Source organism: bacterium (assembly GCA_021371935.1).
Classification (GTDB): domain Bacteria; phylum Armatimonadota; class UBA5829; order UBA5829; family UBA5829; genus UBA5829.
This window is the reverse complement of record JAJFVF010000002.1, coordinates 86,063-100,779: the sequence shown is the minus strand read 5'-3', so window position 1 is coordinate 100,779 and position 14,717 is coordinate 86,063. Positions and strand designations below refer to the sequence as shown.

The 14,717-nt window shown below is 47.9% G+C and carries 16 protein-coding genes and 1 tRNA gene; 9 read left to right on the top strand and 8 right to left on the bottom strand.

Translation table 11 applies throughout. The features are described 5' to 3' along the window. Positions 1 to 145: 145 nt before the first annotated feature. Positions 146 to 415 carry a hypothetical protein gene (locus LLG46_00525; protein ID MCE5321779.1) on the bottom strand — a complete coding sequence of 90 codons (270 nt, stop codon included), beginning with the start codon at positions 413 to 415 and terminating at the stop codon, positions 146 to 148. A gap of 252 nt (positions 416 to 667) precedes the next feature. Between LLG46_00525 and LLG46_00520 the strand changes: the two genes are divergently transcribed. The 6 genes from LLG46_00520 to LLG46_00495 all read left to right on the top strand — a co-directional run bounded on the left by LLG46_00520 (position 668) and on the right by LLG46_00495 (position 5,331). Next, entirely contained in the window at positions 668 to 1,459 is a 792-nt protein-coding gene (locus LLG46_00520) for a hypothetical protein (protein MCE5321778.1), read from the top strand. Between the two features lie 402 nt (positions 1,460 to 1,861). Then, a complete protein-coding gene (locus tag LLG46_00515) occupies positions 1,862 to 2,584 on the top strand; it encodes a hypothetical protein (GenBank protein MCE5321777.1) in 723 nt (240 codons plus the stop codon). Between the two features lie 17 nt (positions 2,585 to 2,601). Continuing rightward, the gene (locus LLG46_00510) at positions 2,602 to 2,778 is read left to right on the top strand and encodes a hypothetical protein (GenBank protein MCE5321776.1); all 177 of its coding nucleotides are present in this window, start codon (positions 2,602 to 2,604) and stop codon (positions 2,776 to 2,778) included. Between the two features lie 302 nt (positions 2,779 to 3,080). Next, positions 3,081 to 4,082: a hypothetical protein gene (locus LLG46_00505; protein ID MCE5321775.1), complete on the top strand. Its 1,002-nt coding sequence runs from the start codon at positions 3,081 to 3,083 to the stop codon at positions 4,080 to 4,082. Between the two features lie 232 nt (positions 4,083 to 4,314). Continuing rightward, positions 4,315 to 5,157 (top strand): IS1 family transposase, encoded by an 843-nt coding sequence (locus LLG46_00500; GenBank protein ID MCE5321774.1) that lies wholly within the window; start codon positions 4,315 to 4,317, stop codon positions 5,155 to 5,157. A gap of 86 nt (positions 5,158 to 5,243) precedes the next feature. Then, positions 5,244 to 5,331 (top strand) — tRNA-Ser (locus tag LLG46_00495). A 37-nt stretch (positions 5,332 to 5,368) separates the two neighbouring features. Here the strand turns inward: LLG46_00495 and LLG46_00490 are convergent. From LLG46_00490 to LLG46_00470, 5 genes are all read right to left on the bottom strand, one after another. After that, positions 5,369 to 6,235 carry a cobalamin-binding protein gene (locus LLG46_00490; GenBank protein ID MCE5321773.1) on the bottom strand — a complete coding sequence of 289 codons (867 nt, stop codon included), beginning with the start codon at positions 6,233 to 6,235 and terminating at the stop codon, positions 5,369 to 5,371. Positions 6,236 to 6,248: 13 nt separating this feature from the next. After that, positions 6,249 to 6,980, bottom strand: a complete 732-nt coding sequence (locus LLG46_00485; protein MCE5321772.1) for an rRNA pseudouridine synthase — start codon at positions 6,978 to 6,980, stop codon at positions 6,249 to 6,251. Further along, entirely contained in the window at positions 6,898 to 8,145 is a 1,248-nt protein-coding gene (locus LLG46_00480; protein MCE5321771.1) for a D-alanyl-D-alanine carboxypeptidase, read from the bottom strand. The genes LLG46_00485 and LLG46_00480 overlap by 83 nt, the downstream gene beginning before the upstream one ends. Before the next feature lie 92 nt (positions 8,146 to 8,237). Next, positions 8,238 to 9,125 (bottom strand): SMC-Scp complex subunit ScpB, encoded by an 888-nt coding sequence (gene scpB / locus LLG46_00475; GenBank protein MCE5321770.1) that lies wholly within the window; start codon positions 9,123 to 9,125, stop codon positions 8,238 to 8,240. After that, on the bottom strand, positions 9,115 to 9,873 hold the full coding sequence (locus LLG46_00470; GenBank protein MCE5321769.1) for a segregation/condensation protein A: 759 nt from the start codon (positions 9,871 to 9,873) through the stop codon (positions 9,115 to 9,117). The genes scpB and LLG46_00470 overlap by 11 nt, the downstream gene beginning before the upstream one ends. Positions 9,874 to 10,276: 403 nt before the next feature. Between LLG46_00470 and LLG46_00465 the strand changes: the two genes are divergently transcribed. From LLG46_00465 to LLG46_00455, 3 genes are read left to right on the top strand one after another with little or no spacing between them, the layout of a single operon-like run. Further along, the gene (locus LLG46_00465; protein MCE5321768.1) at positions 10,277 to 10,894 is read left to right on the top strand and encodes a hypothetical protein; all 618 of its coding nucleotides are present in this window, start codon (positions 10,277 to 10,279) and stop codon (positions 10,892 to 10,894) included. Between the two features lie 42 nt (positions 10,895 to 10,936). After that, the gene (locus LLG46_00460; protein ID MCE5321767.1) at positions 10,937 to 11,758 is read left to right on the top strand and encodes a TatD family hydrolase; all 822 of its coding nucleotides are present in this window, start codon (positions 10,937 to 10,939) and stop codon (positions 11,756 to 11,758) included. Further along, the gene (locus tag LLG46_00455; protein ID MCE5321766.1) at positions 11,742 to 12,503 is read left to right on the top strand and encodes a tRNA threonylcarbamoyladenosine dehydratase; all 762 of its coding nucleotides are present in this window, start codon (positions 11,742 to 11,744) and stop codon (positions 12,501 to 12,503) included. Before LLG46_00460 ends, LLG46_00455 begins: the two co-directional genes overlap by 17 nt. A gap of 2 nt (positions 12,504 to 12,505) precedes the next feature. Here LLG46_00455 and LLG46_00450 read toward each other — a convergent pair whose 3' ends face one another. Next, positions 12,506 to 13,288, bottom strand: a complete 783-nt coding sequence (locus LLG46_00450; protein ID MCE5321765.1) for a L,D-transpeptidase — start codon at positions 13,286 to 13,288, stop codon at positions 12,506 to 12,508. A 72-nt stretch (positions 13,289 to 13,360) separates the two neighbouring features. Beyond that, positions 13,361 to 14,611: a rhomboid family intramembrane serine protease gene (locus LLG46_00445; GenBank protein ID MCE5321764.1), complete on the bottom strand. Its 1,251-nt coding sequence runs from the start codon at positions 14,609 to 14,611 to the stop codon at positions 13,361 to 13,363. Positions 14,612 to 14,717 lie beyond the last annotated feature (106 nt).

Here is a 14,717-nt window from a genome sequence, read left to right as displayed (position 1 = left end):
TGAATAATGCGGACTAATTACACAAGAGCCTCTTGTACAGCAATCCTCCACGAGCCCAAAGTAGATTGCAGAGATACAGCTGTGGCTGAAATAGAGTGGATTTCTCACCGACTCCACCGTTCATTTTAGGATTTGATTTGAATCATCAACCCTTGGCAGCACTCGTGGTTTGCTTGTCAGTTTTTTCCTGTGGCTTATTTTCTTTTTGTGTGGAAGAAACTGTTGCTTTCGCGGTGGAACTGGGATAATCATTTACATGGAAGCCAGGACCTTTGAACACTATTCCAACCGGGAAAAGGAGTCTTGCGATTTCTCCATTGCACTTGGGGCATTGTGTAAGAGGCTTATCTTTCATTTTTTGAACTATCTCAAACTGGTGCCCGCACTTTTTGCACCTATATACGTAAGTAGGCATTTATACTTCACCTCTAAATCTATCAAGCTCAATTATACTCGCTTTTTCTCTGTTCTACAATCCAGTATGAGTTCTTGAATCCAGCCCGATCCTCGAAGGAAAATACCACGATTGCGTATAACAGGTTGATGTCTGTGCAATTTACGCAGAGTAAATTGCACATCTCGGTCAGGACTTCATGTATTCAGGACAATAAGTTCAAGGCCATATTTTATATAGACCGCCTCAGATACAATTTGGCTGGAGTGTGATGTGAAGACAATAGCTGTTTTTGTTGTTTTGTTTGTGTTGTCGCCTTGCTATGCGGACCAAGCAAAACAATCGAGTGCCACTCCTGCTCCAAAGAGCACAAGCCAGCCAAAGTCTGCTGCAAAATCCACCAAATCTTCTCTGCGGACCGAAGCTGAGTTAAGTGGGTTTTCGTCTGATGTCTCTGATCAGTTTTACAGTCGTATAAACGTGACCAACGTAGCAGCCCCCAGAAAGTGGTGGATAAAGGCCGGCTATGGGTTCAATCAGTCGCGAACGTACAGTCAAACCAAAATATACAAGACCAATGTCTTCACCTACAATCTCGACACGGAATACCGGCACGATGGAAAGAATGGCTACAAGTTCATTTCAGGTCTGTTGAATATCAAGTATCCCAGTTCATACAAAAACCTCCCGCATGATGTGTCGGGCTACTATATGTTTTCGGTCGGTCGCGGAAAAACACTCTCTCCAGGCATAGAATGTGAGGTGGCTCTTGCACAGGTTACAGTGCATAAGCAGACAGTAGACCGCCATATCGGCATAGTCTATGCGCTCAGATCAAAGACTCCACTAAACCCGTCAACCACTATCGACAGTGATATGCACTTTATCGATCCATTAACAAGTCGAAGTCTCATGGATTCTCGAATAAACATGACATACAAACTCACAAAAACATTAAGCATGAGGCTCACCTACACTGTAAACAACATCGTGGGCACTGCCCTCTACAGATCAGATTGGGACAAGTCTGTTCGTGCCGCGCTTGTCTTTAGTAGGGTGAAATAGAAAAGCCCTATGTGTTCTCATTAGGCGGTAAAATTCTAAAGATGGGTAGTGGGTCAGTTTGAACGTTACAACTAGTAGTGAACAATATTTAACTGAAATATCATGGTTTCAACAGTTAACATAAGCTGAGCAAACGTCTTATAATTATGCAATATTGTCTGAAATAAAACCCAACTGTGCTTTATATCGTCTGGTAAGTAAAAGGCGGGAAGGGAATAACAAATGCGGAAACGCATTCCGCGCAAAGCCCGAATTATAACAGCCAGCATTCTAAAGGCACTTATTGTTGTTCTTGCTCCAGGTCTGGTATGCACATACTACCAGACACAGGTTATGCAGGACTCACTTAAAAATCATTGGCCATGGCTCTATGACTTCGCTACATATTGGAGCAGTGGATTTATGATTGTAGCAGTCTCGATTTCAGCAACATTTGTAGCATGGGGAAATATCGCCGCCTCAATTAGAGACTATGGAAAACTACACAATGATGTATTAGCCACTTTCATAGCCGCAATAGACAATGTTGTGGGAATGAAAGCAAATAGATTTGCTAAGCTTGCAGATGAGTTGTGCACAGATGCGCAACATAGGACTGCTGGGAATATATTTAAAACTATCACAGAACCCGAACTACAGATTAATGCACTACTTCAAGCAACATATGAGATATTTAGAAACCTGTGGCCAGGCGTTAATTTCGAGGTGTCTCTTATTCGTGTGATAGAGAATAACCATTTGGAAAGTCCTTTTGTTAAGTTCCTACCGGAAGACAGAGACCCTAATATAACCGTTGAAGAGCTTGAATCTGATCGTTATTCAGCCGCATCAACTGCATTGCGTGAAAAAATTGTCATCGTATCGGATTTTCAAAAAGAATTAAAGAAAAAGAAAGATCGACACTATACCGCCAGTGCAGATCACCTTGATGACGAAGGGTCTATGCTGGCGTTTCGTGTTGACCATCGGCGATTAGGGAAAGGGATATATATTCTTAGTGTTTGCGCCGATAAAAAACATTGTATAACTGAAGAACATAAGACGACATATCAATGGATAATGCGCGAGGTCGAAAAACGTATTGCGCTTGAGTATAGTTTATTATTGCTCAAAAAACATGCATGACATTAGAGGTGTAAATAATGGGAGCTAGAAAGAAAAAAGCACAGTCTAATGAATCCATAGTGCCTGTATCAACTGAACCTTATCCAATAAAGACGGGCAAAGAGTTAATAAAAGAGATTAAGAGCATACGCCGTATGGCTGATAATTTTGCTCTAGTTGAGCGTCGGAGAGAAGAGGGTTCTCTCCGCACATAGAGTGTACACGTAAAACTTTTTGTGGTATAATAAAATACTATGCATAACCGCTCAAGCAAAAAACAAGGACCGAGTGATCTTAATGAGATTGCATTCCGTATAACTGGCGAAGCTGTAGGCGACCTAGAACCACAGAATGCCAGACAGAAGAATCCCGCTGCCGTAGAATTAGGGCGTGCTGGTGGCTTAGTTGGTGGGAAAATGCGCGCAGCCAAACTAAGTGCTGAACAGCGATCTGAGATAGCAAGAAATGCTGCTCGCAAACGGTGGAATAAATAATATCTTAGTGGAGAAAATGTATATTGGCACGCAAATCCAGCGCTACAAAATCCTGTAAGCAAGAAGCCTGCTCGTTAATAAATGCTGATAAGATTAATCCTCAGCCCGAGAAAACACTTACTCGTTATCATTTAATGATATTGCAGGCAGGAAAAGACGATATCAGCAGTGGATTATTCGACCAAGTGCAAAACCTTTTGGACAGGACGATAGATACTACTCCAAACGAAACAATTATAGATGTTTGGTTAGATTCTCCTGGTGGTATTGCTGATGCTGTATATAAACTAGTGCTGGAATTGAGAAACCGTTGTGTTAAATTGAGAACGGTTATTTCAGATTATGCCAAGAGTGCAGCAACCCTGCTAGCATTAGGAACGGATGAAATATTTATGGCTCCTGCTGCTGAATTGGGCCCACTAGATGTTCAAGTTGGCCACCCTGATAGAGAAGGTGTTCGCATATCCGGGCTAGATGTTCGAGACTCGCTGGCATCGCTTGGGCGCACTGCAATCGACTTGGTTGTGCAGGGCGGAGCGACAATAATTTCATATACAGGTTTACCTAGACACGAGGTGCTTCATGAAACACTTCAGTTTATGGCGCAGTTTTTGCAACCCGTAATGTCTAAGCTAGACCCTCATCTGCTTCATCAAGCAGAGAGTCAAATAAAAATTGCTGAGCATTATGCACTTCGCATGTTGAGAGCGCGTAATATAACCGAAGATAAGTATATAAACGAAGACAGAGCGCGGGCACTGCTTAGGCATCTAGTTCATGACTATCCAGCACATGGATTCGTAATTGGACGTGATGAAGCATTGGAACTAGGGTTACCGATACAAAATGCCGAATGCTATGATAGGTGGCAAGAAGTAAGAGCATTGTATATGATGTTTCGGCAGAAAAACCAAACTATAATTGACGTTTGTCGCGATACAGATTTAGATAAGAATATAACGGAGGAAGAAACTGACAATGGATCAGACACGGCGGAAGAAGCAAACACAGACAATAAAGGATGAAGCAAAAACATCTAACAATACCCGCTTGTATGATGATCTTTTAACTGACATCACTGATTTAATGCGTGGTGCCGTCAGGAGTCCTCTTGGAACCTACCCTGAGCGTGACTCCCAGGTAAAAGCTGTTTGGAGATCAGCAGAATAATTACTACTTCATTTCTTTTCTCAAATATTTTCTATTAAACTGACTAGAATGCTTGACTAAGCTTAAGCGGTCAAGTATAATGTCAGTATGAACAAGCTCAACACACAACAAAGAATCCAAGTAGTAGCCGCATTGGTAGAAGGTAACTCAATACGTTCTACCGTCCGCATGACTGGCGTAGCCAAGAATACAGTTGTCAAACTCCTGGTTGATCTTGGCGAAGTCTGTGGTCAATATCAAGATGAAGTTATGCGAAATCTCCCTTGTAAGCGTCTTCAGTGTGATGAGGTATGGGCATTCTGTTATTCCAAGCAAAAGAATGTTCCTGACGAACACAAAGGCGAGTTTGGCTATGGTGATGTATGGACTTGGACGGCAATAGACGCTGATACCAAACTCATTCCTACTTGGCTTGTTGGTCTTCGTGATGCTGAGTGTGCTAGTGCGTTCATTGAAGACCTTGCGGGAAGGCTTGCTAACCGCGTTCAATTGACCACGGACGGCTTGAAACTCTATCTGGACGCTATAGAGAATAGCTTTGGCGGGGATGTTGACTATGCTATGCTCGTAAAGATGTATGGCAATGAGCGGCCTGGTGAAGCTCGATATAGCCCTGCAGAATGCACCGGGACAAAGAAACTTACCATCCAAGGAATGCCTTACAAGAAAGATGTTTCCACATCGTTTGTTGAGCGTCAGAATCTTACAATGCGGATGTCTATGCGGAGGTTTACCCGCTTAACTAATGGATTCTCTAAGAAAGTCGAGAACCTTGAAGCTGCCGTTGCGTTGCATTTCATGCACTACAACTTCTGTCGAGTGCATCAAACGTTGAAGAAAACTCCCGCAATGGCGGCGGGACTTGCTAAATATCCTTGGACTATTCAGGATATAGTTAGCTTGCTCGAAAATAAAGAGAAATCAAACTGACCCACTACCTAAAGATGACACATTCCCACAAATGCGGTATAATTTACCACGACATAAATAGCGTCATTGATCTGGGATTTCAATATGGAGAGGTGCCAGAGCGGTTTAATGGAACGGTCTTGAAAACCGTCGTGCCTCCGGGTACCGTGGGTTCGAATCCCACCCTCTCCGCCAAAAAGAGCCTGCTTCGGTTATATGAAGCAGGCTTTATCTATTTATGGCTTAACGCAATAGCCAGCTTACTAAGTCCATCCGCCAGCCTTGGACCTGGCCGCACCAATAGATCGTTGTCGATTACAAATACACGCCCATGCTTTGCCGCTGAGGTCTGCTTCCACGCAGGGTCTGTGAGGAAGTAATGTACGTCCTGCTTTTGGCCCGTGATTATTACATCAGGGTTGCGTGAGATGGCAAGCTCTTTTGAAAACGTTACAAACCCAGGGCGCCCGTCATGCGATATGTTCTTTGCATGTGCAAGTCCTATCATCTCATCTACGAAGGTCTTTGGTCCGGCTGCCCAAAGTGGGTTTGCCTGGATTACTACCAGCACATTTTCCGGTTTCTGCTTCGCTCGGCTGGATTTGACTTGCGCAATCTTGCGTTTCATTTTTGCAACAACCGACTCGGCTGTTTTCGGACGACCGGTAATCTTGCCTATCGTGCGGATATCTCGCATTACTTGGTTAAGTGTTTTGGGGTCAACTGCAAAAACCTTGAGGCCGAGCTTTTCAAGCCGTGTGATCACACCGGCATTGATATATGAGTGCGCTATCACCAGATCTGGCTTTAGGGCCAGCACAGTCTCGGCGCTGATGTTCATATCACCAACTATTTTCTTTTTTGCGGCTTTGGGAGGATAATTGCAGTACTTAGTTACTCCGACCACTCGTTTCTCAAGCCCCAATGCATAGAGAATCTCGGTATTGCTGGGCGCGATTGATACAATGCGCATGGGCTTTGCTTTAATGGTAACGACCTTGCCCCTGGCATCTTTCACCTTCATCGGGTAATTGGCATTTGCGGCTGTCGATAGAGCAAGTATGCAGACTAAGGTTACAATGACCAAGCGTAATTTCAATGCTGATATCCCCTTACTTTGGTGTGGCTAGTTTAGTCAGGTCGGATACTTCCCTCTTCGTCAGAAATCTGTATTGGCCTTCGCGCAAGCCCTTCAGGTCGAGTGAACCGAGCCGGACACGTGCCAGCTTGGTTACTTTGTGGCCGACTGCCGCCAGCATACGTCTGACCTGCCGTTTTCTGCCCTCGTGAATAGTGATCTCCACAGTGCTGGTATTTGTTTTTTGTGAGTGCGAGATGAGCACAGCCTTTGCAGGAGCAGTCCTGCCGTCTTCAAGATCAATGCCAGTCCTCAATTGCCTGAGTTCATCGGGTGTCACTTTGCCCCTGACCTCGGCAACATATACTTTATCGACCTCATGCGACGGATGCGTCATAAGGTGAGCGAAATCGCCGTCGTTTGTGAGGATCATCAGTCCGGATGTATCGACATCGAGCCTGCCGACGGGATACAGATATGCATCTATTGCGCTGACAAGTTCGACCACAGTGTTTTTTGCGAACTTATCAAACCGCGTGCTTGTGTAACCGACCGGCTTATTAAGCAGGATATAGAGCTTTTCTTGACTGGGATCAATAAGATTGCCGTCGAGGCTTATCTTGTCTTTATCAGGATCGGCTTTTGCTCCAAGTCGGTCAATGACTCTGCCGTTTACCGAGACTCTACCTGTAACGATCAAAGTCTCGCAGTGACGCCGTGACCCTACGCCTGCGGCGGCGAGTATTTTTTGCAATCGCTGTTCCATATTTTCCACCCACCACCAAACACGCCAGGATCAATCCACTCGTTCCGGCAAAGCCCCAGAACCTGCGCGCCAAGCTGATTTGAATATCGCCAACTGTCTGAAGATCGATGCTTCCCGCAGTATGACCATTGACATATGCGACCATTTTTCCGAGTCTGTCGCCCTGGCTGACTGGAGCCTCTATAGGCTTCAGAGTCATCTTAGTCGTAACCGCTGCCCCTGTTTTGGGAATGATTACTCTGAAATCACTTTTCGTGTGAAGTGCGACAGTCTTCTGCGTGCCGCCATTGACAGGTGCATGTCCACAAACACTGTTTGAACTGGTGACGCTCACAGGCATATAATTTGCAAATGCGTAGTCCATCATCGCGGCTGTGTCGTGTCCTGCGTTGTTGCTCTTCAAAACTGCCGATACAATACGCCAGCCGTCTCTGGTGGCGCTGCCTACATAGCAGTACCCTGCCTGCTTGATATAGCCGGACTTAATTCCGTCCGCGCCATAGTAGTCTTTCATAAACCTGCTTCGACAGAAAACCACCATGTCCTTTTTGTTGATTGTCCGCGATGACAGAACATATTTGCGAGTATTGACGACTTCATTGAAAATCGGGTATTTCATAGCGTATCTTGCCATCAGGCAAAGGTCGTAGGCAGACGAGTAATGCCCTTTGGCGTACAGCCCGTTTGGTGTCACGAAGTGAGTGTCCCTGCAGCCGATCTCACGGGCCTTTTTGTTCATCATCACAGCAAACTTGGACGTGCTGCCTGCAATATGCTCGGCTGCCGCAACCGCCGCATCGTTGGCCGAGCGGATCATCATGCCGTAAAGCAAATCTCGGACAGTGATCTTCTCGCCGGGCTTCAGATGGATTGAGGTGAATTGAGTTTCACTGGCCTTTTTACTGGCGGTCACGATATCGTCCATCTGGCAGTTTTCAATCAGCAGGATCGCCGTCATCATCTTTGTGGTGCTTGCATTCGGTCTGCGCAGATGCGCATTCTTTGAGTAGAGCACGACCCCGGTCTGCGGGTCCATAAGCACTGCGCAGGCAGCATTCACTGCCGGCTTTGCCGACAGAGATGACTTTATCGGCGGAACATTTGCGTTGTGCTGAGACCGGCCGTCATCGAGATGCAGTGTAATTGTCCTGTTTTCCGCGTTCAAGACAGAGGAGCAGACAGATAATACTATTATGAATAAAACCGCCCACACACGGCGGATGGGAACTGTATGCAACATAAATCACCAATAGACGGTTATGCGTTGTTGTCATCACCTGCATCAGAAGTGTCCTGGTTGAAGAGGTCTCTCTGAGCCTCCAGGGACTTCACTTCTTCGACTGCAAGCATATCTATATCCGGCAGTTCGGATATGTCATTTAGCCCGAAATATTCCAAAAACTCAGGCGTGGTCGCATATAATATCGGCCTGCCGGGAGTCTGTTTGCGTCCTGCTTCCTTGACCAGGCCACGCTCCGTCAATGTTTTTATTACCCCATCGACCGCAACTCCACGCACCGCTTCGATCTCGGGCATAGTGCACGGCTGCCGGTACGCCACAACCGCAAGGGTCTCAAGCGCAGCTTTGGAGAGCTTTCGCTTGGCGGGCTGAAGGATCAGTGCGCAGTAGTCGGCATACTCGGGTTTGGTGCAGAGCTGATAGCCGCCAGCGACTCTCATAAGTTGGAGCCCGCGATCCTCAAGGTCCGATTCGAGCAACCTGACAGCTTCTTCGACCTTGGACTCTTCCAATTCGAGCGCGCCGGCCAACTGCTTTGCGCCCAGAGGCTCATTGGCGACAAAGAGCATGCACTCAATTACACCCTTGAGCCTGCCGTTTTTGTGAAGTGGGATGTCTTCTGCTTCGGTCGATTCGCATTGGCTGGAGTCACCGTCGATAAGAGCGGCGGCTGAGTCGATATCTGCTTGAGTCTGCTCAGGCTCTTCACGTTTTTTGGACGGCCTTCGCGAAAATAGCGCAGCCAGGCCGCGCCCCTTCTTCGGCTGCTCGTTATCTTGGACCAACGCGACACCAGTTACGGCATCGGACAGCTCGGCGACAGTCACCTCTGCTGCCGGCTGAGCCGATACGACTTCTCCGATCTCGGATTCAAGCTCTTCAAGTGTTGTGTCTCTATCGTCCATTTGACTCCATCGCAGTGATCTCAATAGGCAAAAAAGCAGATTTCTGCTTTACTTTTACAATATGTGATTTCAATAGCTCCAGCAGCGCAAGAAATGTGATTACCACTTCAATACGGTTTATCGAGTCGTCAAACAGCTCTTCAAACTTGAGCTGACCTGCGGCCTCGATCAGTTTGCGCTGAATCTCGCGCATGCGCATACGTACAGTGATTTTGCGCTTTTGGATGCTTGTGACCTCTTCCTCACCGACATCAGCAAGTATGCGCTGCAAGACCGAAAGCAGATCAACAGCCGTGATGTTCTCCAGATCGAATGTGGGTTTGAGATCAAACGGAAGCTCGGTAGCTCCTCTCACAAACACCCTTGCACGCTGCTCTTCGCGCTCCTTAAAAATTTCAGCAGCACTCTTAAACCGTTCATATTCAATCAGCCGCTCGACAAGTTCAAGCCTCGGGTCAATCTGTTCCTCTTCAAGCTCGGAGGCATCTTTCGGATCCTCCGGCAGCAGCATCCTGGACTTGATCTCAAGCAGAGTGGCCGCCATTACGAGCCATTCGCCCGCCAGTTCAAGATCGAGCGACTCCATTAGGGATAAATACGCCAGATATTGCTCGCATACCTTTGCAATTGGAATGTCGTAGATGTCGATCTGGTTCTCGCGGATCAGGTGCAGCAGCAGATCGAGGGGTCCCTCGAACGCCGGGAGAGTTATGTTATAGTGGTTTTCCTGGGTTTGTGCAATATTCACCACAAGTCTCCCTCACCTGAAAGTCATCACTAATAGGATATCGCATTCTTGAGTTTAGCTCAAGTGGCATCACCCAATAAAATGTGTGAGACGAAGCATGTTGCATCAGACAAAAGCTTGAAGCCGCATAAAAATATGACACTGGGCTTACTGTCAGTTATTGACACTAATACCGAGTTGACATATAATGACAGCGAAGTTCATCATTCCGCCTTGAGAGTGCACGATGCCCCGGCTCAAAGATGACGTTAAATGGTCAGGATTTTCTATTGTTGAACTACTGCTTGTATGCGCAGTGTTGGCAATTCTTGCACAGGTTCTATTCCCCCTCTTTTCACAGGCCAAAAAAATTGCCTTCCGTACGCAATGCGCAAGCAATCTGAGGCAGTTTGCGGGAGCATTCATGGCTTATTCTCAGGACTGGAGCGGTTACTGGCCATGCCCGGGCGGCAAATACGGCAACATCTCTTACTGGGCACAAACAGGCAATGGCGGCCTGCAGAGATATCTGCCGCAGCGTGGAGTCAAATCGGTATGGTGCTGCCCGATGGTGGACGACTGGAACGGCAGTTTTTCTCCACGCAGTTACTCCATGAACTCATATCTGCGCACCCCTGCGGATGTGGAATACAACGACGGCGTCAATGACTGCACCAAAATTGTAAAGGGAGTGGATACATGCAAAATCATGCGTCCCACCAGGACCGTTCTACTCTATGAAGGCAGATACTTAGCCAACGATGCGAACATCAATCTGGACTACATATATCGCTGCGCCAACTGGTATTACGTGAGCGGTTATGCGGAAAAAACCCCTTGGTCCACAAAGTCCGACCGCCCCTGGCATGGCCGCTATAACAACTATTTATACTGCGACGGCCATGTGATTGCGCGCAGACCCGGCCTCTGGACCATACGCAAATACTCCACATATTCCGAGATGTATGAGTGGTATGTAGACAAAGGCGCATACGAATCTTATTTCACAAAAAATATAGAAAAACAGGTTCCGCGTGACTGACGGCTTGTCTTTCACAACTGCTCGTTTTATACTTGATTTGACATGAACACTTCAGGGCTCGTTGATTCTCACATCCATCTGACTGATTTCGACCCCGGCACCGACATCGCCGCACTTGTGGGTAAAGCCGCCGCGCACGGTGTCAGCCATATGGTCTGTAATGCCACGTCGGAGTCTGACTGGTCAGCCGTGCTCAAGGCAGCCAGCGATTGCCCGGGTGTAATCCCCTGTTTCGGGCTGCACCCATGGTTTGTGATGCGCAGGTCCGGCCAGTGGCTTATCAAACTGGAGGAACTGATTAAGAATAACGAGTGCGGCGTTGGCGAGATGGGGCTTGACCGGTGCGCCGACCTGCTGGATAAAGATGCTCAGGAAGAGGCTTTTCGAGCGCAGCTTGACCTTGCATATAGATACTGCCGACCTGCAATGGTCCACTGTGTCAGGAGTTGGGGATGGATGATGGACGTTCTTCGGAGCACGCATCATCTGCCTAAAATGGTGGTGCATGCCTTTGGCGGATCGGTCGATATGATCAAAGCTCTGGCGGATATGGGAGCCTACTTCTCATTCTCGGCAACCGTGTTGAATGACAACTTCAAACGCGCTCGCGCTGCACTGCTATCTGTGCCGCCGGACCGTCTGCTTGTGGAGACTGACGCGCCCAATATGATCCCGCCGGAACCATTCCGCCTTGAAAGGATTACAGGCACAAGCGGCGAGATGAACCACCCGGCGAATCTCGCTGCCATAACGGACGGGATAGCCAGTCTGCTCGGTGAGAGCCCCGATGCGCTCAGAGAAATGTTGTGGAACAATGCCTGTGATTTTTTTGGTGACTTACTAGATAATGACACAGCCGAATGAACGCTTTACAAGAATAGAACTAATGCTTGGAGCCGATGCCTGCACCCGGCTTAGAGACTCGTCCGTGACCGTGGTAGGGCTGGGGGCTGTCGGTGGTTATGCCGTAGAGGGTCTCGCCCGTGCCGGAGTGGGCAGGCTCAGGCTCGTGGATTTCGACAAAATTGCCATAAGCAATGTCAATCGCCAACTGCTTGCCCTCACATCCACGCTGGGACGCAGCAAGTGTGAGGTCGCGCGTGAACGTGTGCTGGATATTAACCCGGAATGCCAAGTTGAAGCTGTCTGCGATTTTCTGGACGGCAACACGGTGCTTAACCTGATAGGCGAATCACCAGACCTCGTGATCGACGCAATAGACGCGCTGAACCCGAAAGTCGAGCTGATATCGACATTGCGAAGTCGTGAAATTCCGCTTATCTCGTGTCTTGGGGCAGCGCTGAGGTCAGATCCAACCATGATACGCACGGATACCCTCGAAAATGTGCATCACTGTCCACTTGGACGCACTGTCCGGCAGCGTTTAAGGAGGCGGGGAGTGCCGATTGACTTTCCATGTGTCTTTTCTGATGAGCCACTGCCCAAACCTCTGCCTATAGCGCCGCCCATACGGGTGATAAATGACGACCGCATCATAGAACGCGGCAGAGCCAGAAACACACTCGGCAGCATGCCGACCATTACCGGCATTTTCGGCCTGGCCGCTGCCAATCTGGCTATACAAATGCTTGTCGCCAAATCGGAATAAGACTATCCGCCCGGACCAATTACTTCCACTCTGGTCCCGATAGGAGCCATGGCATACAGCTCACGAGCGTTATACTCAGTCAAACGGTTACAGCCCGATGACGCCGGTCCGCCTAGATACTCGTACATGTCCGGGCTGGTCGCGTGTATAAAGTGCCCGCCGAGATATCGCATCGCATGCGGCATCGGCACATCGAAGAGCCTTGACCAGTAGTTTGGTATTTTCGCCAGCACTCTAAAGACCCCGGCATGATCATGAGGAATGTTCAAGTGTCTGCTTGGCGGCAGCCACAGGTAATTCCGAGATGAACTGGATATATATGCGTGAGTGATCCTCTGATTTTTCTGCACATATAATCGCTGATTTGTCCGGTCATGCAGATCGAGGTAGATCCCATCGGCAAATCTATAAGCCATGACAGCCGGTCGAAAAGCATATTTGCGTTCATCCGCTGCAGTAATCTCACCTGAGCCGTCATACCCTTCCACTCTGATAATCATCCCTATAGAATCGATCCAGGGTAATCTCCAGTCTACTCTGCTTTCGTTTGCCGGAACATTGTCCGCGATAACTATATCGAAATCTCCTCGATAAGTTTCTCCCAGTGGAGTTCGAGTTCCATAGGCAATGACACTTATACTTTCGAGTCCGTTTGCATGCCAGCTTATCGAGTATGTTCTGCCTTCGATCATTGCTTGGCGGTTCGGGCCGGTTAATACCACCTTTTGTCCAAATCCCGGAGCCGCTGATGCAATGATCCAAAATAAAATAATCACTGCTCTCATCGCCGCACCTCCGATGACAGCCATATGATATTTACCCACAAGAAGACATGATCTGCGAAGCGGGCTAATATGTTAGCCGGGTGAGGTTTTGCCGCTTTGCGAGAGGATCTGGTTCCACAGCTTCCGTCCGAATTGGAGCATGGAGCCGTTTGGAAAGCGTTTTGCCATCTCGTTCAGACAGACCTGTGCATTCTTTTTGTCATTGAACGATGACCAGTAACAGACTGCCGCTCTATAAAGCGCCGCTTCAGCATCGGGACCGGTCGGATATTTCTTGAACAGGTGGTTGTAGATTTGTATAGCCCGCGTATGGTCACCTGATTGGTCGAGAGTGCCTGCCAGATGCAGTAGATGGACAGGCTTATATATATCCGCACCGCCACGAAGATCAGTAAGATAATATCCGACAAGCGCAGGGTCTTTGTCTATCAAAGCCACTCCTGCACCGGTCATAGCAGCGTCGATTGCCGACTGCTGGCCGTTTCGTAGAGCGACCTTAATCAGCGCGCGAATCATTTCCGGGTTACAGTTGTCCTCTTTGGACATCGTCTCCAGAGCATGCAGCGGAAGCATAGAGAGGTCTTTCATTTCCGAATGGATGGCTTTTGCATCGGATAACTCGGATGAGTCTCTTTTTATGCGCATAATTAAGCACAAAATTGCTCCCGCCGCTCCTCCGCCGACATGAGCAAAATTCGCTACTCCACCTTCGACTCCCATACTCCCGAACAGCAGCCCTTCACCCACGTCCATCAAAATATACAGACCTATGATCCAGATGGCCTGGACTTCCCATACACCATGCCATATCCAGCCAAACCAATAGAAGACGCAGACTGTGCTCCATGAAAACAAATACCAATACGCGCCGACCACTCCCATAATGCATCCCGACGCGCCAATTCCAAGCCCGGTATGGCCTATAAACGCCGTATCCAGCATGGCCTGCAATATATCGCCGAATAGTCCTGTAGCGAAGTATAACAAGATATATTTTGGAATCCCGAGTCTATCCTCGACCGGAGGGCCGAACACCCACAAGAACAACATATTGCCGATCAGGTGAAAAGGATCGGCATGTAGAAAGCAGGCGCAGATGAAATTTACTGCCGGAGATGCGCCAAATGCAAAGGCATAACTTGTTACCACTTCTTCCCTAATCTCGATCAAGCTGTTGGTGGTAAAAATATAAACCAAAATGTTTATTGCAATGATGCAGATTGTGGCTACAGGAAATCTTTTGGGTGGGTTTTTGACACGATAAGGCAGCAGCATGTCCCTTCCTCCAGGAAACACCCTCTTTTTGGGGCGTTTTTGCCGCATATTGCCCGGCTGCTTGCTGATTGTAACACAAAGAGAACCGGCCAATCAATTTTATCGCTTCAGAAAAAAATTATATCAGCCTGCTAAAAATGCGAGGTTTGGCACG

What these genes read in the sequence shown, in the direction of transcription:
- LLG46_00450 (MCE5321765.1), bottom strand. Translation starts at nt 13,288, where the DNA reads ATGAGAGCAGTGATTATTTTATTTTGGATCATTGCATCAGCGGCTCCG.
- LLG46_00445 (MCE5321764.1), bottom strand. Translation starts at nt 14,611, where the DNA reads ATGCGGCAAAAACGCCCCAAAAAGAGGGTGTTTCCTGGAGGAAGGGAC.
- scpB (MCE5321770.1), bottom strand. Translation starts at nt 9,125, where the DNA reads ATGGACGATAGAGACACAACACTTGAAGAGCTTGAATCCGAGATCGGA.
- LLG46_00455 (MCE5321766.1), top strand. Translation starts at nt 11,742, where the DNA reads ATGACACAGCCGAATGAACGCTTTACAAGAATAGAACTAATGCTTGGA.
- LLG46_00525 (MCE5321779.1), bottom strand. Translation starts at nt 415, where the DNA reads ATGCCTACTTACGTATATAGGTGCAAAAAGTGCGGGCACCAGTTTGAG.
- LLG46_00460 (MCE5321767.1), top strand. Translation starts at nt 10,937, where the DNA reads ATGAACACTTCAGGGCTCGTTGATTCTCACATCCATCTGACTGATTTC.
- LLG46_00485 (MCE5321772.1), bottom strand. Translation starts at nt 6,980, where the DNA reads ATGGAACAGCGATTGCAAAAAATACTCGCCGCCGCAGGCGTAGGGTCA.
- LLG46_00465 (MCE5321768.1), top strand. Translation starts at nt 10,277, where the DNA reads ATGGCTTATTCTCAGGACTGGAGCGGTTACTGGCCATGCCCGGGCGGC.
- LLG46_00510 (MCE5321776.1), top strand. Translation starts at nt 2,602, where the DNA reads ATGGGAGCTAGAAAGAAAAAAGCACAGTCTAATGAATCCATAGTGCCT.
- LLG46_00515 (MCE5321777.1), top strand. Translation starts at nt 1,862, where the DNA reads ATGATTGTAGCAGTCTCGATTTCAGCAACATTTGTAGCATGGGGAAAT.
- LLG46_00500 (MCE5321774.1), top strand. Translation starts at nt 4,315, where the DNA reads ATGAACAAGCTCAACACACAACAAAGAATCCAAGTAGTAGCCGCATTG.